The sequence below is a fragment of the Accumulibacter sp. genome (assembly GCF_031732815.1).
GTDB lineage: Bacteria > Pseudomonadota > Gammaproteobacteria > Burkholderiales > Rhodocyclaceae > Accumulibacter.
Map to the genome: position 1 here is coordinate 2210 of NZ_JAVMKF010000174.1, position 22473 is coordinate 24682.

Here is a 22473-nt window from a genome sequence, read left to right on the forward strand (position 1 = left end):
ATGAATGAAAACATGCTGCTGGTCGCTGCTGCCGTGTTTGCGGTGTTTCTGGTCGTCAGCTTCTTCATCGCCCGGCGCTCGGCGCGCAAACGGCTCGATCAACGTAGCGACTGGCGGCACATCGAGCCGAGCGAAGCCCGGCCACCAGCCGACGAGGCCCGCCCGACGCCAGACGTCGCTCCCGAAGAACGCCGGCCGGAGCCTGCGGCACAGGAAGCGGCTGCTACGCGCGCGGCTGAAGAGGCTGTCCACCGTGAAAGCGAGCGGCAAGCGGCTGAACGACAGGCAAGCGAAGCGCGCGCCGCCGAGGAAGCCGTGCAGCGTGAAGCGCAACGACTGGCCGCGGAAGAAGCTGCTCGCCGCGAGAGTGAGCGACGTGCCGCGGAAGAGGCGGCACGGCTCGCCGCCGAACGACAGGCAGCCGAACAGCGCGCCGCTGAGGAAGCCGCGCGGCGCGAAGCTCAGCGCTTGGCAACCGAGGAAGCCGCTCGCCGCGAAAGTGAGCGACGTGCCGCGGAAGAGGCAGCACGGCTCGCCGCCGAACGACAGGCAGCCGAACAGCGCGCCGCCGAGGAAGCCGTGCAGCGTGAAGCGCAGCGGCTGGCAGCCGAGGAAGCCGCGCGCCGCGCACGCGAGCGACGTGCGGCCGAAGAGGCAGCACGACAGGCAGCCGAAAAGCGTGCCGCGGAAGAAGCCGCGCAGCGTGAAGCGCAGCGACTGGCCGCCGCTGAAGCTGCCCGCCGCGCAAGCGAGCGACGTGCCGCCGAAGAGGCAGCGCGGCTGGCCGCCGAGCGGAAGGCAGCCGAAGCGCGCGCGGCTGAGGAAGCCGCGCAGCGCGAAGCCCGGCGCTTGGCGGCCGAAGAGGCTGCTCGCCGGGACGCTGCTCGACGTGCGGAAGACGAGGCGGCGCGCCGCCGGGCCGCCGAGCGTCAGGCGGCTGAGGAAGCGGCGAGCCGGGCTGCCGCAAGGCGCGCGGCGGATGACGCCGCGCAGCTCGAACGCGAGCGGCGTGCGGTCGCGGAAGCGCTGCGCCAGGAAGAGCAGGAACTGCGCATCATCGAGCAGGCGATCAACCGGGAAAACCAACGCCAGGCGGTGGAAGCCGCCCGACGCCAAGCCCCCGCGCCGCTCACCCACGCTCCCGTGAAGTCGCCGCAGCAAACCGTCGTGATGGTCGCCGACGATTCGCGTGTCGTCCGGGTGAAGACCGGCAGGTTGCTCTCAGCGCACGACTATCAGGTGCTGACGGCAGAGGATGGTCTGGACGCAGCACGCCAGATCGAAGGCACCGTACCCGACATTCTCGTCACCGACGTCGACATGCCGGGACTGGACGGCTTCCAGCTCAGTCGGCAGGTTCGCGCCGACCCGCGCACGGCACACGTCCCGATCATCATGGTCACCTCCGACAACGACGAACTGCGCAGCCAGGCAGCCGCGGTTGGGGTGAATGTCGTCCTCGGCAAACCGTATCCGGAAGAACTGCTGATCAACCACATTGAGCGCCTGATGACGGCACAGGCCAGTCGCTGACCGCCCGCTTGGCACGCCAGCTTCTCGCGCACAGCAAGCGTCGACAGATCCGAGCTGGTGAACCGCTTGGCGAGCGACCAGCGCAAGGCCTTGCCTGCTCGCTCGCGGCGATCAGCCTGTCCCGTTCGCCAGGTTGTGCACGCGTCAGACTTCCTGCGCCACAAGCCTCAGAGCTCGCCGCGCTCCACGGCGGCAAGCAAGCCGCTGGCGGCGCGTTCACACAGCGTAAGCACACGCGTAAAACCCGATTCCGCCCCGTAATAGGGATCGGGGACCTCGTACACACCGAGTTCCGGTGCGTACGCCAGAAACAGGCCGAGGCGTGCCTGACTGTCGTCCGGGCAAATCGATTCGAGCGCTGACAGGTTGCTCTCGTCCATCGCCAGGACTCTGTCGTAATACGCGAAATCGGCCTCGACGACCGGCCGCGCGCGAATTCCCGACAAGTCGTAGCCTCCCTTGGCGGCGACCCGCCGGGCGCGCGGATCGGGCGGTTCACCCTTGTGGTAGTGGCCGTGTGTCCCGGCTGAAGCCACTTCGATGCGGCTGGCCAGACCGGCGCGCTGCGCCATCCCGCGCGTGACGCCCTCGGCGATCGGCGAACGACAGATGTTGCCCATGCAGACAAAAAGGATGCGAAAGCGCGTCCTGGCCGCGTTCATATTCATCTGGAATCCGTCCTGGTCAAGTCGGCGGTCGCCGATGCCCTCGGCAAATCAAAAGGAGTGGCCGACGCCGGCCGTCACTCAGTCGCAAGGCGATCTCCCGGAAAGAGCGTATCGACAAAACCGAAGCGTGTGAAGTCGCGCATCCGCATCGGATAGAGCACACCGTCAAGGTGATCGCATTCATGTTGTACCAGACGCGCGTGAAAGCCACTGACCGTGCGCTCGAGCGGCCGGCCGTCGGCGTCGAAACCGCTGTAACGCAAATTGGCCGCGCGCGCGACCCAGCCACGCAAGCCGGGAAGCGACAGACATCCTTCCCACGCCTCGTCCGTTTCGTCGCCGAGCGGCGTCAGCACGGGATTGGCGAGCACGGTCCAGGGCACCGCCTCAGCTTCAGGATAGCGTGGATTGTGGGTCACGCCGAACACGACAAGGCGCAGGTCCACACCGATCTGCGGCGCCGCCAGGCCCGCTCCGTCAAGCTGCTGCATGGTTTCGCGCAGATCATCGACCAAGGCGTGCAATTCCCGCGTGCCGAACGCTTCGACCGGCTTCGCCTGGCGCCAGAGGCGCGCGTCACCCATTTTCAGTACCGGCCTAATCATCGTCGGCGAGCATCCGTTCGAGCAACGCGAGCACCCGTTGCATGGCCGGGTCGAGAACCGCGTGAATCTCGGCCAGGCTGATCGCGCGCGGCGGCTGGCCACGTCCAGCGGCGTAGTTGGCCACGACGTTGATCGCCGCATAAGGGACGTGCAGTTCACGCGCCAGCACCGCTTCCGGCATGGCGGTCATGCCAACCACGTCAGCCCCATCGCGTTCGAGGCGGTCGATCTCCGCCGCGGTTTCCAGACGCGGCCCTTGCGTGGCCGCGTATACCGCCGACCCCGCGCAAGGCAGCGACAGAGCCTGCGCCGCCCTGAGCGCTTTCCGGCGCAGCTCTTCGTCATAGGGCTGGCTGAAGTCGACGTGTGTGACGACACTCCCGGGCCCCTCGTGATAGGTCGACGGGCGACCCCAGGTATAGTCGATGATCTGATCGGGGACGACCAGGTCACCGGGTTGGAGATCAGCCCGGATGCCGCCCACTGCGGCGACCGCGAGGATCGCACGTGCAGCGCCGACATGGCGCAGTGCCCAGACATTCGCGCGATAGTTGACCCGGTGCGGCGGAATGCCGTGCTCGCTGCCGTGGCGCGCCAGGAAGACCACGTCGCGACCGGCTAGGCGACCGAAGACGAGCGGCCCCGAGGGTTCACCATAGGGCGTAGCCGGCCGCTCGCTGCGCTCGATTTCGAGCCGCGCAAGTTCGCCCAGCCGGCTGCCCCCGATGATCGCCAGCATCCTAGTCTCCGCGCATGGCATAGATTGCCGGCAGGTTGCGCCAAGCGCCGCGAACGTCCATGCCGAAACCGAAAACGAAACGATCAGGCACGGTCAGCGCGACGAAATCGGCTTGCGCCGCCTTCTTCCGCCCATTCATCTTCTCGGCGAGAACAGCGGTGTAACAAACCGCTGCGCCGAGCTGCCGCACCCGTTCCTGAATTGCTGCCAGCGTCGTACCCTCGTCGAGAATGTCGTCCACGATCAGTACCGTCCGCCCGAGCAAGGCGAGCGACGGGGCCGCGCGCCAGGACAGCGCGCCACCCGTTGTCGCTGCCCCATAGCGTGTCAAGTGAACGTAGTCGAAGTCGAGCGGGAAGCTGAGTTGCGTCAGCAAGTGACCGGCAAAGGGAACGCCGCCGTTGAGTACGCACAGAACAACGGGGTAAGTCTCGGCCAGGCGAGTGCTGATCTCGCGCGCAACGCGATTGATCGCCGCGCCGATCGCATCGCCAGCGTGGATAAGGTCGGCCGAAGCGAGCAGGGCAAGCGCAGCTTGCCGGTCGATCACCATTACACCGGTCCTCCTGACACTCCCCGAACGATAGGGCAGCTTATTCGCAAAGAGCAGGCAGAAATCATGGCGGGCATCGCTCATCCCCCGCGCTCGACACCGGCAGCCCCGGCGCCAGCAATTGCCGCAATGCACTCTCGTCGATCACCGCCAGACCAAGGCTCTGCGCCTGGCTCAGCTTGCTGCCGGCATCCTCACCGGCGACGACGAAATCGGTCTTCTTCGACACTGAGCTGCTCACCTTGCCGCCAGCCGCTTCGATCATTCGGCCGGCCGCCTCGCGGGTCAAGGACGGCAAGGTTCCGGTGAGCACGAAAACCTTGCCGGTGAGCACGCGGTCAGCGCCTGGCGCGGGCCGGACCTCGTCCCAGGTAATCCCGGCTTCCCGCAGTTTCCGGATGACCTTGAGGTTGTGCGCTTCGCGAGAGAACTGTTGGATGCACTGGGCGACGGTCGGGCCGACGTCGGGAACCCGGAGCAACTCCGCTTCGTCGGCGGCGAGCAAACGCTCCAGGCTGCCAAGATGCTGGGCCAGATCCTTCGCAGTCGCTTCGCCAACGTTGCGCATCCCCAAGGCGTAAATGAAGCGCGCCAGCGTCGTTCGCTTGCTGCTCTCGATCGCGTCCAGCAGCTTGTTCGCCGACTTTTCGGCCATCCGCTCGAGCGCCGTCAAAGCGGGCTGAGTCAGGTGGTAAAGGTCGGCTGGCGTGCGCACGATCGACGCCTCGACCAGTTGGTCGATGATCTTCTCGCCGAGTCCATCGATGTTCATCGCACGCCGGGAAGCAAAGTGGAGCAAGGCTTGTTTGCGCTGCGCCGGGCAATAGAGCCCGCCCGTGCAGCGCGCAACCGCCTCGCCCTCGGCACGCGCGACGCGCGAGTTGCATACCGGGCAGGCTTGCGGCATGACGAATTCAGCCGCGTTGCGTGGGCGCTTGTCCGCCAGAACGCGGACAACTTCGGGAATGACATCGCCCGCCCGCCGGACGACGACCGTATCGCCCGCCCGCACGTCCTTTCGTCGAATCTCGTCGGCATTGTGCAGCGTTGCATTGGTCACCGTGACGCCACCGACGAAAACTGGTGCCAGACGCGCGACCGGGGTCAACGCGCCGGTGCGCCCGACCTGAACACTGATCTCGATGATTTCGGAAATCGCTTCCTCGGCCGGAAACTTGTGCGCAATGGCAAAACGCGGCGCCCGCGAAGCGAAGCCGAGTTGCTGCTGGGCAAGCCGATCATCGACCTTGTAGACGACGCCATCGATCGCATAGGCAAGCCTTGCCCGGCACTCGCCAATTTCCCGATAGTAGGCAAGCAGCCCGGCCAGGCCGCTCACCCGGCGCTGCTCGCGCGCCACCGGAAAACCCCAGTCGGCGAGCAACTGAAGGAGAGCGCAGTGCGCCGACGGCAGCGAAGACGTTTCGTCGGCCGCGATCCCGTAAGCAAAGAAGCGCAAGGGGCGCTGGGCCGTAACCCGTGGATCGAGCTGGCGCAGGCTGCCGGCAGCCGCATTGCGCGGATTGACGAACTCCTTCTCGCCGTGTTCGCGCTGGCGCTCGTTCAGCCGCAGAAAGTCCTCCCGCAGCATCAGCACCTCGCCCCGGACTTCGATCGTCTGCGGCCAGGTTTCGCCGAGCAGGCGCAGCGGAATCGTGTGCAGCGTACGCAGATTAGCCGTGACGTCCTCGCCCGTGGCGCCGTCGCCACGCGTCGCACCGCGCACGAAGATCCCGTTTTCATAAAGCAGAGCAACCGCCAGGCCATCGAATTTGGGTTCGGCCGAGTAGACGACTTCGCCGTCGACGGCAAGCGCCTCGCGCACCCGGCGATCAAAAGCGGCGATCTCTTCATCGCTGAACGCGTTGTTCAACGACAGCATCGGCTGGACATGGGCGACCGGAGCAAACTCGGCGAGCGGCGCCGCACCCACCCGTTGTGTCGGAGAGCTTGCGCTCACCAACGCGGGATGATCGGCTTCAAGCGCCTGCAGTTCGGCGAACAGGCGGTCATACTCCGCGTCGCTGATCAGCGGCGCATCGCGAACGTAGTAGCTCTGGTTGTGCCGATCGATCTCGCCGCGCAGAAAGGCCAGGCGCTCGCTGACGTTCATCGCAACAACCGCCCGATCGCTCAGGAGAACAGACGCAATGCCAACGACCCGCCGGCGGCCAGGTGGCGTGCGCTCATCGCCGACTGATACTGCATCACCTGACGGCGAATCGGCTCGAGCGCCTTTTCCGACAATGGCTGCCGGTTGTCGTCGACCAGCGCGCCGTGCAAGGAGTCGGCAAAACGGCGCGCCTGCTCGAACATCTGTGAGAGGATGCGATCGCCGTTGGCGACACAAGGTACGTCGAGCAGAAAGGTGACGCCATGCGTCGTCAGGCTCTTCATCGCCTCCGCCGAAAAGCCCTGGTCTTCCTGGTTGAGCAGATAGTACAGAACGCTACCGTCGTCGTCGCAACGCGCAAAGCGACCCGTCGGGTCGACTACCATGCCAGCCGATTCGGCGAGCGCGCGCAATTTCGTTCCGGCGAACACCTGTCCCTGACTGATGACGTTGATCCCGATCTGGATATCGACACCGGCACAGAACTGATCCAGCTCGGCCGCCGCCTCAAGCGCGCTTTCACGCAAAGGCAACTCGGCCAGACCGCCAAGCTCGGTCGCCAGATCGTGCACGGCGACATCGAAAATCGACAGCTCCGAACTGCGTAATGGCCCCCGCCGGTCGACCATCTGCAGGCCGATGCGGACGTGCTGATACGCCCGATCACTGTCGTCGGCGATCAAGTCCCACTCGTTCGACTCTTCGTTGTAGCCAATCCAGTTGATCGCCTTTTCGATCCGCTGCATGGCCGCACGTTGCGTTTCGCGCAGGCGATACGCGCCGACCGGAGCAGAGAACTCGAGCGCGGCAATATAGTCGATCAGTGGTGACAGCACGTGTAGCGGCGTACCGATCTCGCGCGGTCCGGACGGATCGCCGGCGCCGCTCTGCGCGTCCGCCGCGGGCGAAGCCTCGTCAGGCAGAATCACCGGGTCGGACGCCGAAAGGAACGCCGGTATGCGGCTGGCCCCGCTGGTCCGATCATGGGCCGTGCCCTCGGCCACCTCGGCAGCCATCGGCGGCTGGCCTTCGAGCGGCGTGTCGAGGCGTTCGCGCCCGTTCCTGGGGTTCGTCCGGCCGGCTGGCTCAGACCGTGCCAGCGAAGCGACCGGGATGTCGCCAGGCAGGGTTTCGTCGAGCAGGACATCAGCCTGCCGGGCATTCAGTAGCTGCTCGGCCAACTTGCGGTGCTTGTGCTCCTGCCACTTGTTGTAGGCCAGGACAACGATCACGGCAGTCGCGCCAAGGCCCATCAAACCCATTTGCAAATCGGTCATTTCTCTTCCTAAACCAGTTGCTCGCGCAGACGCAGCGCCTCTTCCATATCGACTTCGACGATCCGCGAAACGCCGGACTCCTGCATGGTAACTCCGACGAGTTGCTGCGCCATCTCCATCGTGATCTTGTTGTGACTGATGAACAGAAACTGAGTGTGCGCCGACATGCGCCGCACCATAGCGCAAAAGCGCTCCGTATTGGTATCGTCCAGCGGCGCATCCACTTCGTCAAGCAGGCAGAACGGCGCCGGATTCAATTGAAACATCGAGAAGACCAGCGCGATCGCGGTGAGCGCTTTCTCGCCACCGGAAAGCAGGTGAATCGTCGAGTTCTTCTTACCCGGCGGCTGCGCCATCACCTGCAGCCCGGCGTCGAGGATCTCCTCACCGGTCATCACCAGACGCGCCTCGCCACCGCCAAAAAGCGTTGGAAACAGCTCGCCAAAGCTGCGGTTCACCGCATCATAGGTGGTCTGCAGCAAGTCGCGTGTTTCGCGATCGATCCGCCGGATTGCGCTCTCCAAGGTCTCCATGGCCTGCGTCAGGTCGGCCGCCTGCGCATCGAGATAGCTCTTCCGTTCGCGCGCCGCCTCCAGTTCGTCGAGCGCGGCCAGGTTGACCGCACCAAGCGCTTCAATCGATCGCTGCAAAGTGTTGATCGCCGCCTGCAGGGTGCTGGCGCGCACGCCGGCGAGTTCGCCGCGCAGCGCATCTTCGTCGGCGTTCGCTTCGCTCAACTGCGCGGCAAACTGGTCGCAAGTCAAGCCCGCCGCCTGCTCCTTGAGCTTCAGTTCACCGATCCGCGTGCGCAACGGGTCGAGCCCCTGTTCGGTTCGTAGCCGCTGCTCATCAAGCGCCCGCAGCCGGTTGGCGCCGGTCTCCAGAAGCTCGCGCGCGTCGGACAGGGCATGCTCGCGCGCCACGCGATGGTCGAGCGCGTCCTGCAAAGCCGCTTCCAGATCCTCGGCGCGCAGAGCCCCGGCGCTTTCCGTGCAGCGTGCCAGCTCGTCGCGCACGCGAACGATCTGGCGCTGCGCCAGCTCGCGGTTGGCGGCCAGCTCGCTCAGCTTGCTGCCGCACTCGCGCTGCGAAAATTCCGCTTCGCGCAGATCCCGCTCAGCTCGTGCGACCTGCTCGCGCTCGTCGCGCAGCGCCCGCTCGCTCGCTTCGAGCTGGACCTGCGCCGCCTGGATCATCGACTGGGCCCGATCGACCTCGTCGCGCCGCTGTTCGATGGCCTCCTCGGCCAGCAACAGCCGCTCCCTTTCGTTTTCTGCTTCGCCCGCCATGGCCGCCAGGCTCTCGTCGACCTGTGCCTGCCGCTCGAGAAAGCGCTCGCGCGCCTGCGTCAGTTTCAATGTCTCCACCTGAATCGCATGCACGCGGTCCTGCACGACATTGAGCTGCTGGCGCGAGTCCTGCAGGGCGCGCTGCGCATCGCTCAGCCGCTGCTCGAGCTCGCCCAGTCGAACTTGTGCCTGCGCCGCCGCATCTTCGCGCTGGGCGATCAGGCCGCCAAGCGCGTCGATCTCGCGTTGCCGTTCGAGCAGACCATGCTCGGCGCTGTCCGGCGCGAAGAGCGTGATCGCGTGCCGCGTAACGATATCCCCCTGCGCCGTCACGCAACATGCATTGCCGGCGAGCGTCGCGCGCTTCGCCCAGGCGAGCGCCAGCGTCGGAGCCGTCGATACGTCGCTCAGCCAATCGGCAAGGACGGCATGGAGGTCTGGCCGGGCGCAGTCGATGCGCGCCAGGAGCAGGTCGGACGCCGCCACGCCCGGGCGCGGCGTATTCGCCGAGTCGGCGTGTGGCAACAACAAGGTCAGCCGGCCAGCCGGCCGGTCCCTGCTCCACGCCGAGTCGGGCGCCGCCGCCGGCAGCGCACTCAGGCGTTCGCGCAGTACGGCTTCAACCGCGTCTTCCCAGCCCGCCTCGACGCGCAGCGCCTGCCAGAGGGGTGCCTCGGCGTGCACGCCATGCCGCCTCAGCCAGTCGTCCAGCTTGCCATTGGCGCGTAGCCGATTCTGCAGTTGCTGCAGCGCAGTCCGCCGCGCATGCGCTTCGGCGCGCGCCTTCTGCGTTTCCTGTACCTCGGCGAACACCCGTCGACGCTCCGCTTCCAGTTGCGGAAGAACAAGCTGCTGCGCCTGCTGCGCGGTTTGCAGGGCTGCGATGCGCTGCCGTAGCTCGGCCAGTTCAGCCTCGCGGCGCGCCAGCCCACTGTCGTCCGGTGGCGGCAGCGCCGCCCGCTCGGCGGCCAGCTTCTCGCGCCGACCGGCGATGATCTGCAGCGAACGCTCGGCGTGGCCGCGATTGGCCAGCTCGACATGCATGGCCCGTTCGACCTGCGCCAGATCGGCGCGCTGGCGGCTGACTTCGGCAAGTCTCGCCGCATGCCGCTCTTCCGCCAGCGGTAGTCGCTCGTGGCAACTGTCGAGCAGTAGCCGACCCTGCTCGACGCGCGCGTCGGCCAAGCCGAGCAAGGCCTGCCAGCGCTCGTCGTCGCGCGCCAGTCGCTCGCTTTCCGCCTGCCAGTGAAGCTGGTCTTCCGTCAGTTGCGCCAGGCGCGTCTCGTATTCGCGCTGCGCTTCGCGGCGATGACGGATTTCGGCTTCGATCCGTGCTACCTCGGCGTTGGCAGCAAACAACTCGGCCTGTGCCGAATGGACACCGTCGCTTGCCGCGAAGTGCGACTCGCGCGCGCCCTCGAGCTGCGCTTCGAGATCACGCAGGGCTGCGATGCGCGCTTCGAGATCGAGCTTTGCCTGGCCGATTTCATGGATCAGGCGATCGCGCTCACCTTGTGCCTCGTTGCGGCGCAAGAGCCAGAGCACCTGCTGCTTGCGGTTCAGCTCGTCACAGAGCGCGCGATACTGGCGGGCAACACCTGCCTGATCAGCCAGTCTTTCCATCTGCGTCGCGAGTTCGCCGCGAATGTCTTCGACGCGGGTCAGATTTTCCCGCGTATCGGCCAGGCGGCCTTCGCTTTCCTTGCGCCTTTCCTTGTACCGGGTGACTCCGGCCGCTTCCTCCAGGAAGACACGCAATTCGTCAGGCTTGGCCTCGATGATGCGCGAGATCGTTCCCTGACCAATGATCGCGTAGGCGCGCGGACCCAGCCCGGTACCGAGGAAAAGGTCAGTTACGTCCTTGCGGCGTACGTGCAGGTTGTTGATGTAATACTCTGACTGGCCATTGCGCGTGAGCAGACGCTTGACCGACAGTTCGGCATACTGCGACCACTGGCCGGCGAGCCGGCCAAGCGAGTTGTCGAAGACGAGTTCGACCGCCGCCCGGGAGACCGGCTTACGACTGCCGGAACCGTTGAAGATGACATCCTGCATCGACTCGCCGCGCAATTCCGAGGCCTTCGATTCGCCCAGCACCCAGCGCACGGAGTCTATGACATTGGACTTGCCGCAGCCATTCGGGCCGACCACGCCAACGAGCTGGCCGGGCAGGGCGAGCGTCGTCGGGTCGACGAAGGACTTGAAGCCAGCAAGTTTCAGTCTGGTCAGGCGCATGGGCTCGGGCCGGGAAGCTACTCGGGCATGCCGGATGAGATCGGAAATGACACGCTCGCAGGACACGCTCGCAAGGAAACGCTCTCCCCTTCAGCCACCGGGTTCGGCCGCGCGGATGGCCGACGATATTGCTGCGGGAAGCGGAGAATGCCGCCTATAATATCACCCCGCCTGCCCGAATCGTTTGCCCTCCGACGCCACGCGGAATCCGCATGAGCACAAGCCCGGCCCAAACCCTCGACACCTTCGCCAATCCGGCGCCCCAGCGGGATTTCCACATCCATATGGAAATCCCCGAGTTTACCTGCCTGTGCCCGAAAACCGGCCAGCCGGATTTCGCGACGCTGATTCTCGACTACATCCCGGATGCCCGGTGCGTCGAACTGAAGAGCCTGAAGCTGTACGTCTGGTCGTTTCGCGACACCGGCTGCTTTCATGAAGACGTGACCAACCGCATTCTCGACGACCTGGTCGCTGCTACCCAGCCACGCTATATGAAGCTGACCGCGCGCTTCAATGTGCGGGGCGGCATATTCACCACGGTCGTCGCCGAACACCGCCAGCCGGGCTGGCTGCCAACTCCGGCAGTCGTCCTCAGCGAGCTTGCCGGGCAGACCAGTCGGTCGAACTGAGGGCTTGCCAGGAACTCATCGCGAGCGGGCGACATGGAAGACGCGAGCCAACATCGAAACCACGCCGAGACCCACCGCTGCCGGCGAGGCGCGAACGAGCGATTGAGCAAGCCCACTGATCGGCCACGCGACGGAGTTGTTCGCGCATGGCGTGCGCAAGCGGTCGAGGAGCAAGCGTGAATCCCCATCTCTCAAAGTTGCAACCCTACCCCTTCGAAAAGCTGCGCCAGCTCTTTTCCGGAGTCACCCCCAACCCGGAATTGCGCGAAATCAGGTTGTCGATCGGCGAGCCGCAGCATCCCACACCGGATTTCATCAAGGCGGTACTGAGCGAGCGCCTGACCGGGCTGGCCAACTATCCGACGACGCTGGGCAGCGCCGAGTTGCGGCACAGCATCGCCGCCTGGCTCGAACGTCGTTACGGGCTTCCCGGAGTTGACCCGGAAACGCAGATCATTCCGGTCAATGGCTCGCGTGAAGCCTTGTTCGCCTTCGTCCAGGCCGTCGTCGACCCGACGCGCGGCGAGCCGCCGCTGGTCGTCTGTCCAAATCCGTTCTACCAGATTTACGAAGGCGCGGCGTATCTCGCCGGGGCGCAACCGCGCTTTCTCAACACCGTTCCCGAAAACGCCTACGCGCTCAACTTTTCGTCGTTGAGTGAAGCCGAATGGCGACGCGTGCAACTCGTCTTCGTCTGCTCGCCGGGCAATCCGACCGGCAAGATCCTGAGCCTCGACGACTGGCAACAGCTTTTCTCGCTTGCCGACCGTTACGGCTTCGTCATCGCGGCCGACGAGTGCTACTCGGAAATCTACTTCGACGAGGACCGCCCACCACTTGGCGGGCTGCAGGCCGCCCGCCGGCTCGGCCACGATGGGCGACGGCTGGTAATGTTTTCCAGCCTGTCGAAGCGCTCGAACGTGCCCGGCATGCGCTCGGGCTTCGTCGCCGGCGATCCGGCGACCCTCGCCGCTTTTCTGCTCTATCGCACCTACCATGGCTGCGCGATGAACCCGGCCATACAGGCGGCCAGCGCAGCCGCCTGGAACGACGAAGCGCACGTCATCGAAAACCGGCGCGCTTACCGCGAAAAGTTCGCTGCCGTTACCCCGCTGCTCGCTGATGCGCTGGGCGCCACCTGGCCGGAGGCCGGTTTCTACCTCTGGCTGCGAACCCCGATCGACGATGCGGAATTCGCCCGCCGCCTGCTCGCCGCGTATAATGTGCTTGTCCTGCCGGGAAGCTATCTGGCTCGCTCGGCGCATGGCGTCAACCCGGGCGCCGGCTTCGTCCGCATCGCGCTCGTCGCCGCACTGGCAGAGTGCATCGAAGCAGCCGAGCGTATTCGTTCATTCACCGCAACACTCGAGGAAGACCGCAATGCACGCTGTCCAACAGATCATCGATGAGGCTTGGGAAACGCGCAACACGCTGCAGCCGGCGAACGCCCCGGCGCTGCTCTGCGAAGCGGTAAGCACGGTCCTCGACCAACTCGACGAAGGCAGCCTGCGCGTCGCCGAGAAGATGGACGGCGAGTGGGTGACACATCAATGGCTGAAGAAAGCCGTTCTGCTATCGTTTCGCCTGCAGGACAACCGCCTGATCGACGGCGGTGCACTGCGCTATTTCGACAAGGTGCCGTGCAAGTTTGCCGATTACGACGACGAACGCTTCGCGCGCGGCGGCTTCCGCGTCGTCCCGCCGGCGACAGCCCGGCGCGGCGCCTTCATCGGCAAGAACGTCGTCCTCATGCCGTCGTATGTCAATATCGGTGCGCACGTCGGCGAGGGAACGATGGTCGACACCTGGGCAACGGTCGGCTCGTGCGCGCAGATCGGCCGTAACGTACATCTGTCCGGCGGCGTCGGCATCGGCGGCGTACTCGAACCGCTGCAAGCCAATCCGACGATCATCGAGGACGACTGTTTCATCGGCGCGCGTTCGGAAGTCGTCGAAGGCGTCATCGTCGGTGCCGGCTCAGTCATTTCGATGGGCGTCTACATCGGCCAGTCGACGCGCATCTTCGACCGCGAAACGGGCCAGGTGAGTTATGGGCGAGTGCCGCCGGGATCGGTCGTCGTATCGGGCAACCTGCCCGCCAAGGATGGCAGCCACAGCCTGTATTGCGCGGTCATCGTCAAGAAGGTGGACGCGGCAACGCGCGCGAAGACCAGCATCAACGACCTGCTGCGCGGCGACTGAGTAGCGCCCCTTTCGCAAACTGCGTCGCACAAGCACTCAGATGATCCTCGACAAGCTCTTCCAGGTCATGGCCGACCGGCAAGCATCGGACATTTTCATCACCGCCGGCGCACCGATTCACATCAAGATTCACGGCAACACGGTCGCGGTCAATCAACAGGTCATGGAACCGGCGATGATCGAGAAGATCGCCGGCGAGTTGATGACCACCGAACAGGCACAGATCTTCGAGACGACGAAAGAGATGAACCTCTCGGTCGGCGTCGCCAGTCTGGGCAACTTCCGCATCAACCTGTTCCGCCAGCGCGGGACGATATCGCTTGTCGTGCGCTACATCCGGGGCAACATTCCGGCCCTTGATACGCTGATGCTGCCCGATGTCCTGGCCAGCCTGGTCATGGAAAGGCGCGGCCTGATCCTGATCGTCGGCTCGACGGGTTCCGGGAAGTCGACGACGATCGCTTCGATGCTCGACTACCGCAACGCCAACCGGGCGGGTCACATCCTGACTATCGAAGACCCGATCGAGTACCTCTTCCGGCACAAGAAGTCGATCGTCAATCAGCGTGAAATCGGCATGGACACGCTGGGCTGGAACCATGCCCTTAAGAACGCCATGCGGCAGGCGCCCGACTGCATCCTGATCGGCGAGATTCGTGACAAGGAAACGATGCAGGCGGCCATTGCCTATGCGCAAACGGGTCACCTGTGCCTGGGCACGCTGCACGCCAACAACAGCTACCACGCGCTCAACCGCATGATCAACTTCTTCCCGGTCGAATCGCGCGGTACCCTGTACATGGATCTGTCGGTCAGTCTGAAAGCGATCGTTTCGCAACGCCTGATCAAGAACAAGGAAAGCCGACTGATCCCGGCAGTCGAAGTTCTGCTGAACAGCTACCATGTGCAGGAACTGATCGAACGAGGCGACATCCCGGCGCTCAAGGAAGCCATGGAGCAAAGCCTGGCGCCAGGTTCGCGCACCTTCGAACAGGACATCTTCCGCCTCTACAGCGCCGGGCTGATCACCCTTGACGAAGCGCTCAACAACGCCGATTCGCCGACCAATCTATCGTGGCTGATCAACAACAATACGGAAAGCGGCGTCCGCTCACGCAAGGAAGAACAGCGTGTTGAAACGCCCTACGATCTGTCGGCGACCGATCCCGGCGGACCGTCGTACAAGGCGTTCACGCTGAGTCTGCACGACGGCGAGGCGCCGTAACCGCCAGCCGCGCGATGCCGCCCGAGGCCGACCTGACCTTGTATGACGAGCCGACGCTCAGACTGGCCGAGCAACTGATCGCCTGCCGCTCGGTGACGCCGGACGACGCCGGCTGCCTGCCCATCATCGTCGAACGTCTGAGCGCACTGGGTTTTGCGTGCGAGTTCATCAACCGCGGCGGCGTGAGCAATCTGTGGGCGCGACGCGGCCAGGCGCGGCCGCTGCTCTGCCTGGCCGGGCACACCGATGTCGTCCCCAGCGGTCCGCGCGAAGCCTGGAACTCGGACCCGTTCATTCCGCAGCGGGTAGGCGGCAAGCTCTACGGCCGGGGTGCGGCGGACATGAAGAGTTCGCTCGCCGCCTTCGTCACTGCGGTGGAGGCGTTTCTTGCCGAGCGACCGGTGCACGCCGGATCACTCGCCTTCCTGCTCACTTCGGATGAGGAAGGCGACGCCGTTGACGGAACCGTCGCCGTCACCGATACGTTGCGCCAGCGCGGTGAGACGATCGACTACTGCATCGTCGGCGAACCGACAGCGGTCGGCGCGCTCGGTGACGTGATCAAGAATGGCCGCCGCGGCTCGCTCTCCGGCAAGCTCGTCGTCAAAGGCGTACAAGGCCATATCGCCTATCCGCATCTGGCCAGGAACCCGATCCTCCTGGCGGCACCGGCGCTTGCCGAACTGGCGGCGACCGTCTGGGACACCGGCAACGAATTCTTTCCGCCAACCACCTGGCAGGTCTCGAACATCCACGGCGGCACCGGCGCCGGCAATGTCATCCCGGGCAGCGTCAGCATCGACTTCAACTTCCGTTTCGCCACCGCCAGCACGCCCGAAAGTCTGCAGGCCAGGCTGTGCGGAGTGCTCGAACGTCATGGTCTGGACTACGCAATCGCCTGGACGCTCGGTGCACGCCCCTTCCTCACCGGGAGTGGCGCACTGATCGACGCGGCGCGACACGCGATCCGTGCCGAAACCGGGCTGACGAGCGAACTATCGACCAGCGGCGGGACTTCCGACGGCCGTTTCATTGCCGAGATCTGTCCGCAGATCGTCGAGATCGGCCCACTCGGAGCGACCATCCATCAGGTCAACGAGTGCATCGAGCTCGACGCGCTACCCCGTCTGGCGGCCATCTACCGGCGAATCATCGAGCAACTCCTGCCTGCCGATGTCTGACGCAAGCCGCGAACTACGCACGCTGCGCGACCTGATGCGCTTTGCCGTCAGCCGCTTCAACGAGGCCGGCGTCTTCTTCGGACATGGCACCGATAACGCCTGGGACGAAGCCGCCTACCTGCTGCTGCATTGCCTGCACCTGCCGCTCGACCGCCTGGAACCCTTTCTCGACGCCCGCCTGACGCGTAGCGAACGCGCCCGATGCCTGCAACTGATTACCCGTCGGATCGGCGAACGGCTGCCGGCCGCTTATCTGACCAACGAAGCCTGGCTCGGCGAGTATCGCTTCTACGTCGACCCACGCGTCATCGTTCCCCGCTCGTTTATTGGCGAACTGCTACGCGAGCGCCTGACGCCGTGGATCGCTGAACCCGATGAAATCACCAGCATCCTCGACCTGTGCACCGGTTCGGCCTGCCTGGCGATCATCGCCGCGCACGTCTTTCCGGCGGCGCGGATCGATGCGGTAGACGTTTCAGCCGACGCGCTGGCCGTCGCCCGGCGCAACGTCGCCGATCATGCGCTGGACGAGCGCGTCCAGTTGATCGAGTCCGACCTGTTCGCTGGCCTGCGCGGCCGACGCTACGACCTGATCGTGAGCAATCCGCCCTATGTCGATGCCGCGACGATGGCTACGCTGCCCGCCGAATACCGCTGCGAACCCGAACTGGCGCTGGCCAGCGGCGACGACGGGCTTGATCTGACGCGCGCCATACTCGCCCGGGCGCGCCAACACCTGGCACCGCACGGACTGCTCGTCGTCGAGATTGGCCACAATCGCGACACGCTCGAGGCCGCCTTCCCCAAGCTCCCATTCACCTGGCTGGAAACGAGCGCGGGCGATCACTACGTTTTCCTGCTGCAGCGCGAGGAATTGCCACGATGACGACGGCAGCGAACCCCAGAATCAGGCGCGAGGATTACGCTCCACCACCCTTCCTGGTCGACCAGGTCGCCCTGGAGCTCGATTTCCGCCACGGCGAGGTCATCGTCGACAGCCAACTGCAGCTTCGGCGCAACCCGGCGGCAGCCCCCGGACAGGTACTGCAGCTCGACGGGAATGGCCTGCAGACGCTTTCGCTGGCAATCGATGGCGTGCCGCTGAGCGCCGACCGCTACACCTGCAGCGACACGTTGCTGTGCATCGCCGAGGTTGCCGATCGCCTGACGCTGAGCACGCGAACGCGCATCGACGCCGACCGCAACAGCAGTCTGTCGGGCCTCTACCGCTCGCAGGACGGCTACTTCACGCAATGCGAAGCGCAAGGCTTTCGCCGTATTACCTGGTTTCCCGACCGTCCGGACGTGATGTCGACCTACAGCGTGACCTTGCACGCGGACCACGAGAAACTACCGGTCCTCCTCGCCAACGGCAACCCGGTCGGTAGCGGCGAGCACGGCGATGGTCGCCACTGGGCGAAATGGCACGACCCTTTCCCCAAGCCGTGCTACCTCTTCGCCGTCGTTGCCGCACGCCTCGATGTGCTGCGCGACGAGTTCGTCACCGCCGACGGGCGTCGGGTGCAATTGGCGCTCTATGTCGAACCCGGCAAGCGCGATCAGTGTGCGCACGCGCTCGATGCCCTCAAGCGCGCAATGCGCTGGGACGAACAGGTGTTCGGCCTCACCTGCGACCTCGACCACTACATGATCGTCGCCGTCGGCGACTTCAACATGGGCGCGATGGAAAACAAGGGACTGAACATCTTCAATACGAAGTACGTCCTCGCCCGCCCGGATACGGCCACCGACGTGGACTATGAAAACATCGATCGCGTCGTCGCACACGAGTACTTTCACAACTGGACGGGCAACCGCGTCACCTGTCGCGACTGGTTCCAGTTATCGCTCAAGGAAGGGCTGACCGTCTTCCGCGACCAGGAGTTTACCGCCGACACACACAATCGCGCACTCGCCCGCATCCGCGACGTGCGCACGCTGCGCGCCGTACAGTTCCCCGAGGACGCAGGACCGATGGCGCATCCGGTGCGACCCGAAGCCTACGTCGAGATCAACAACTTCTACACCAGCACCGTCTATGAAAAGGGCGCCGAAGTCGTGCGCATGATCCACACGCTACTCGGCGCAGCGGCCTTTCGCCGTGGCATGGACCTGTATTTCGCGCGCCACGACGGCCAGGCAGTGACTTGTGACGACTTCGTCGCCGCGATGGCCGACGCCGGCGCCGTGGACCTGCAGCAATTCATGCGCTGGTACGACCACGCCGGTACGCCGCGCATCCGGGTGCGCGGCGAGTATGACGCCGAGCAGCAGCGCTATGTACTGGCCCTGACGCAGGAACGCCCGGCTTCGCCAAAGGCGGCGGCAACCGACCAGCCCTTCCACATCCCGTTCGCCGTCGGTCTGTGCGGAGCTGATGGGCAGGACCTGCCGCTCATCCTGACCGCCGAGATGACCAGCCAGGCGACGAGCGAACGACCCGCCGCAGCGCTGACGACCCGCGTCCTGTCGCTCACCGAACGCCACCAGGAGTTTGTTTTCCTGGCGGTCGACGCGGCACCCGTACCCTCCCTGCTGCGCAATTTTTCGGCGCCGGTCATCGTCGATTACGCCTGGCGCGATGAAGAGCTGACCCATCTGCTCGCCTACGACAGCGACCCCTTCAATCGTTGGGAAGCGGGCCAACGCCTGACCGGTCGCCTGATCCTGGCCGCCGCGGCCGAACTGACGCACGCGCGTCCGCTGCGCTGGCCAAGCAGCATCGTCAGCGCGCTGGCACGCATCCTGGAACTCGCCGAGTCCGACCCGGCGTTTGCTGCCGAAACGCTGACCCTGCCCGGCGAAGCGACGCTCGCCGAAGAAATGACGATCGTCGACCCGGCTGCACTGCACGCTGCACGTAATGGGTTGCGTCGCTTCCTGGCCGAACAGATGGCGGGACAACTGGAGCAGTGTTACGCCAGCCTGACGACCACCGGCGGCTACGAGCCGACACCAGCCGCCGCCGGCCGGCGAGCGCTGCGCAACGTCTGCCTGGGCTATCTCGGCGAACTGCGCACGCAGGAGGTCCGTGACCGCGCGCTGCATCAGTTCGCCTCGGCCGACAACATGACCGATCAGTACGCTGCACTCGCCGTCCTCGCGCAGGACGACTGCCCGGAACGCAGACGCGCACTGGCCGCCTTCTACGAACAATGGCAAAACGAGGCGCTGGTGGTCGACAAATGGCTGGCCGTACAGGCGGCAAGCCGTCTTCCGGCAACGCTCTCGTCAGTCCGGAAGTTGCTTGCGCACCCGGCGTTTGATCTGCATAACCCGAACAAGGTGTATGCGCTGCTCAACACTTTCGGCAACAACCACGTCCGCTTCCATGCGCCCGACGGCAGCGGCTACCGCTTCCTGGCCGAGCAGATTGCCCAGATCGATCAGTTCAACCCGCAGGTCGCCGCCCGCCTGGCGCGCCGCTTCGACCGCTGGCGCAGGTTTACCGAGGGTCACCAGCAGCACGCGCAAGCGGTCCTCGCCGGGCTGCTGGCCACGCGCAAGCTATCGCCCGATGTAGGCGAGGTCGTTGAGCGAGCGCTCGCCTAGCAGCCTGCCGACTTTCGACCTGCTCCCCGCCCGGAAGCCCTCGCAGCGCAGGAGATCGCGCAACATGCGGGCGCCGGCGAATGGGTGCTCAAGGCGTAAGTCGTCGATCCGGCGCATCGGCGCCAGGTCCTCCGCCGAGACCTCGCGGGGCGTGTAGCAGGCGGTCGAACGCGCCAGCCCGAGCAGGGAACACTGTTGCGATACGGCCAGCTTGTCGGCGCGGTCAATCATCGTCTTGCGGGAAGACTGCCCGCCTTGGTGAGCGCATGCTCTAAAAGATGGTTTTCCAGCGTCAACCGGCCGATCCTGGCGTGCAGTTTCGTCAGGTGCGGATCACTCCACACAGGGCTTCCGACGTCTCCAAATACGTGCACCGCACGCTCTGTCAGTTACCGCGTCCAGTCTGTGATCTTGTGATCTGGTTCGGCTGAATGCCCTACTGCGGGGCCAACTCCGCCATCGTTTTGCCGCTCTTCAGCGCCGCCGGCGCCACTCGCCCCTTGAATGCCGGTGCGAGGTTCCGCCTCGTCCTTCTCGGCATGCTCTTGCTCCTGTTATGGCCGCTTCCGCAGTCGTTCGCGGGAGCAAGGCTACCACTTGTCCTGCTGTCCGAATTTCCGGGCCCACTTCTCTCGCTATCTCCACGCGCATTCACCTTCGTGAGTACCTTGCACACGATCTCGAACTTGTTGATCGCGTCGCGATTGGTGCGGACGATACGAGAGACTTCAGCGAGGTCTTCCGACGCAACCCCAGCGCCTTGGAGGAAGAGAACGACATCTTGCTTGCTCCGGCACAGCATTGGGATCGTATCCACCAGCAGATTGAACACTTCGGGAGGATAGTCAAACTGCTCCGCCATCTTGTCGTTGTTCCTTCGTGTACCTCGCCTGGGCGGCTTTGTAGTTCCGCTTACGTCATGCTTATGAGCCTTGCTGTCGCCGGTGCAGCGTTACCCTTGTGATAGCCGGATGTCTTGCTACTTCGTGAGCACTTGGCGCAACAATTAACTCAGCGCCAAGTAATTGCTTTTGTTGGCGGAAGCTCAGGGATTCGAACCCTGGAACCCTTGCGGGTTGCCGGTTTTCAAGACCGGTGCAATCGACCACTCTGCCAAGCTTCCGGTACAACCACCTGACCCATTTCGCGTGTTCGGCTGTCAGCGGCGGGGCTGGTCGTGTGGCGCAACGGATGATAGCATGAGATGCGAGAAGCGGCCCCGAGGCCTGCCGTTGGGGCTCGCTGGCCGCCTCCTTGACCGACAGGCGCGATTGAAACTTTTGCCGGAATTGGCTAGTCTTAGGGGCGTAATCGAACGTCCCTTGCACAGGAGGAACACCATGCAACCGCAGTATCAACCGTATCAAGTGAGCCATCAGGCAGGTCTCGACCTTGCCGTGCAACGCAACAACGTGTTGCGCAATACATTCATGTTGCTCGCGCTGAGCATGCTGCCGACGGTGATCGGCGCCGTCGCTGGCGTGCAGTTGAAGTTCTCCTTCCTCGCCGGAAGCCCCCTGATGTCCTTCCTGCTCTTCCTGGGCATTGCCTTCGGCTTCATGTGGGGAATCGAGCGGACGAAGAATAGCGGCATGGGGGTCGTGCTGCTGCTCGGCTTCACCTTCTTCATGGGGCTGATGCTTTCGCGCATCCTGCAGGTCGCGCTCGGCTTCAGCAACGGCGGTTCGCTGATCGCGATGGCAGCCGGCGGGACTGGCGTGATCTTCTTTGCGCTCGCCGGCGTGGCGACGGTGAGCAAGCGCGACTTCAGCTTTCTCGGCAAGTTCCTGTTCGTCGGCATGATCGTCGTTCTGCTTGCCGCGCTGGGCAATATCTTCTTCCAGATTCCAGCCCTGTCGCTGACCATTTCCGCTGTCGCCGTCCTGGTCTTTTCGGCGTACATCCTTTACGACATCAGCCGGATCGTCAACGGTGGCGAGGACAACTACATTTCGGCGACGCTGGCAGTCTACCTTGACATCTATAACGTCTTTGTCAGCTTGCTGAATTTGCTGATGTTCTTCAGCGGTGATCGCGACTGAACGAAATCCGCTCGCGGACTTTCCGAAGGCGGCCGGACGGCCGCCTTTGTTTTTCGGCGGGTGCGCGAATTCTGCGCCGACCCCGCCCGCATTGTTCAGACGAGGAACAAGGCGGCCGCCACCTTGCGTCCTTCGCCGAGCAGGATGTTGTAGGTTCGGCAGGCGGCCCGGACATCCATCACTTCAAGTCCCTTACGCTGCGCGATCAACGGCTGGAGCAACTCGGGCGGCGGGAAACGCAGTTGTTTGCCGGTGCCAAGAAGGACGATCTCGGCGTCGAGTCCGGCAAGGATTGCGCCGTCGGCGAGCGAAAAGGTAGCCGAGGTCGCACTGCTCCAGTCCGGGATCAGGCGCTCCGGCAGAACGAGCAGATTGCATCGATGGCGAACGCCGTTGACGCTGACATAGTCGTCGCCGTACGCCGTAAAGGTATTCAGACCTTCCGGGCGGTCAAGTTGCAGCTTCATCAAAATTGCGGTGCAGGCAAGGTTAAAGTACGATTATAGCTTTTTGCCGGCCGCGCTTCGCTGGTCACCTGACGCCGGTCGCCCTGACGAATCTGCAACAGCGCTGAGCACCGAATACGCTGCACGCCTTCCGAGTCCGCACCATGAAAGAGCTTTCCCG

Annotated in this window: 17 protein-coding genes, 1 tRNA gene and 1 pseudogene; 9 read left to right on the forward strand and 10 right to left on the reverse strand. The window is 64.6% G+C overall.

Annotated features, from left to right (window positions below; genetic code table 11):
* On the forward strand, window positions 1–1533 hold a 1533-nt coding region (locus tag RKP46_RS11375), incomplete at its 5' end, for a response regulator (RefSeq protein ID WP_311106747.1).
* A 167-nt stretch (window positions 1534–1700) separates the two neighbouring features.
* On the opposite strand, the gene RKP46_RS11380 is transcribed toward RKP46_RS11375, so the two are convergent.
* The 7 genes from RKP46_RS11380 to smc form a co-directional block, all read right to left on the reverse strand.
* A complete protein-coding gene (locus RKP46_RS11380; RefSeq protein WP_311106748.1) occupies window positions 1701–2201 on the reverse strand; it encodes a low molecular weight protein-tyrosine-phosphatase in 501 nt (166 codons plus the stop codon).
* A 74-nt stretch (window positions 2202–2275) separates the two neighbouring features.
* Window positions 2276–2806 carry a peptide deformylase gene (locus tag RKP46_RS11385; RefSeq protein ID WP_311106749.1) on the reverse strand — a complete coding sequence of 177 codons (531 nt, stop codon included), beginning with the start codon at window positions 2804–2806 and terminating at the stop codon, window positions 2276–2278.
* On the reverse strand, window positions 2799–3545 hold the full coding sequence (locus RKP46_RS11390) for an S-methyl-5'-thioinosine phosphorylase (protein ID WP_311106750.1): 747 nt from the start codon (window positions 3543–3545) through the stop codon (window positions 2799–2801). Before RKP46_RS11390 ends, RKP46_RS11385 begins: the two co-directional genes overlap by 8 nt.
* Before the next feature lies 1 nt (window position 3546).
* Window positions 3547–4098 carry a hypoxanthine-guanine phosphoribosyltransferase gene (locus tag RKP46_RS11395; protein WP_311106763.1) on the reverse strand — a complete coding sequence of 184 codons (552 nt, stop codon included), beginning with the start codon at window positions 4096–4098 and terminating at the stop codon, window positions 3547–3549.
* 64 nt (window positions 4099–4162) lie between these two features.
* Complete coding sequence (ligA, locus tag RKP46_RS11400; protein ID WP_311106751.1) at window positions 4163–6211, reverse strand: NAD-dependent DNA ligase LigA; 2049 nt, start codon at window positions 6209–6211, stop codon at window positions 4163–4165.
* Between the two features lie 20 nt (window positions 6212–6231).
* Window positions 6232–7488, reverse strand: a complete 1257-nt coding sequence (locus RKP46_RS11405; protein ID WP_311106752.1) for a cell division protein ZipA C-terminal FtsZ-binding domain-containing protein — start codon at window positions 7486–7488, stop codon at window positions 6232–6234.
* 8 nt (window positions 7489–7496) lie between these two features.
* The gene (smc, locus tag RKP46_RS11410) at window positions 7497–11012 is read right to left on the reverse strand and encodes a chromosome segregation protein SMC (RefSeq protein WP_311106753.1); all 3516 of its coding nucleotides are present in this window, start codon (window positions 11010–11012) and stop codon (window positions 7497–7499) included.
* Window positions 11013–11224: 212 nt separating this feature from the next.
* Between smc and queF the strand changes: the two genes are divergently transcribed.
* The 7 genes from queF to pepN all read left to right on the forward strand — a co-directional run bounded on the left by queF (window position 11225) and on the right by pepN (window position 19804).
* On the forward strand, window positions 11225–11644 hold the full coding sequence (gene queF / locus RKP46_RS11415) for a preQ(1) synthase (protein WP_311106754.1): 420 nt from the start codon (window positions 11225–11227) through the stop codon (window positions 11642–11644).
* Window positions 11645–11820: 176 nt separating this feature from the next.
* Window positions 11821–13053 (forward strand): succinyldiaminopimelate transaminase, encoded by a 1233-nt coding sequence (dapC, locus tag RKP46_RS11420; RefSeq protein WP_311106755.1) that lies wholly within the window; start codon window positions 11821–11823, stop codon window positions 13051–13053.
* Window positions 13025–13846 carry a 2,3,4,5-tetrahydropyridine-2,6-dicarboxylate N-succinyltransferase gene (gene dapD, locus RKP46_RS11425; protein WP_311106756.1) on the forward strand — a complete coding sequence of 274 codons (822 nt, stop codon included), beginning with the start codon at window positions 13025–13027 and terminating at the stop codon, window positions 13844–13846. Before dapC ends, dapD begins: the two co-directional genes overlap by 29 nt.
* Before the next feature lie 40 nt (window positions 13847–13886).
* Entirely contained in the window at window positions 13887–15071 is a 1185-nt protein-coding gene (locus RKP46_RS11430; protein ID WP_311106757.1) for a PilT/PilU family type 4a pilus ATPase, read from the forward strand.
* A 14-nt stretch (window positions 15072–15085) separates the two neighbouring features.
* On the forward strand, window positions 15086–16252 hold the full coding sequence (gene dapE / locus RKP46_RS11435) for a succinyl-diaminopimelate desuccinylase (protein WP_311106758.1): 1167 nt from the start codon (window positions 15086–15088) through the stop codon (window positions 16250–16252).
* Window positions 16245–17138 carry a 50S ribosomal protein L3 N(5)-glutamine methyltransferase gene (prmB, locus tag RKP46_RS11440; protein WP_311106759.1) on the forward strand — a complete coding sequence of 298 codons (894 nt, stop codon included), beginning with the start codon at window positions 16245–16247 and terminating at the stop codon, window positions 17136–17138. Before dapE ends, prmB begins: the two co-directional genes overlap by 8 nt.
* Window positions 17135–19804: an aminopeptidase N gene (pepN, locus tag RKP46_RS11445; protein ID WP_311106760.1), complete on the forward strand. Its 2670-nt coding sequence runs from the start codon at window positions 17135–17137 to the stop codon at window positions 19802–19804. Before prmB ends, pepN begins: the two co-directional genes overlap by 4 nt.
* Here the strand turns inward: pepN and RKP46_RS11450 are convergent.
* Window positions 19778–20345 (reverse strand): annotated as a pseudogene (locus RKP46_RS11450) (transposase); the annotation flags it as partial. The gene pepN and the pseudogene RKP46_RS11450 sit on opposite strands and share 27 nt — an antisense overlap.
* A 494-nt stretch (window positions 20346–20839) precedes the next feature.
* Window positions 20840–20927 (reverse strand) — tRNA-Ser (locus tag RKP46_RS11455).
* Between the two features lie 217 nt (window positions 20928–21144).
* Between RKP46_RS11455 and RKP46_RS11460 the strand changes: the two genes are divergently transcribed.
* The gene (locus RKP46_RS11460; RefSeq protein ID WP_311106761.1) at window positions 21145–21846 is read left to right on the forward strand and encodes a Bax inhibitor-1/YccA family protein; all 702 of its coding nucleotides are present in this window, start codon (window positions 21145–21147) and stop codon (window positions 21844–21846) included.
* A gap of 95 nt (window positions 21847–21941) precedes the next feature.
* Here the strand turns inward: RKP46_RS11460 and RKP46_RS11465 are convergent, their stop codons facing one another.
* Window positions 21942–22313 carry an Mth938-like domain-containing protein gene (locus RKP46_RS11465; RefSeq protein WP_311106762.1) on the reverse strand — a complete coding sequence of 124 codons (372 nt, stop codon included), beginning with the start codon at window positions 22311–22313 and terminating at the stop codon, window positions 21942–21944.
* Between the last annotated feature and the right edge of the window lie 160 nt (window positions 22314–22473).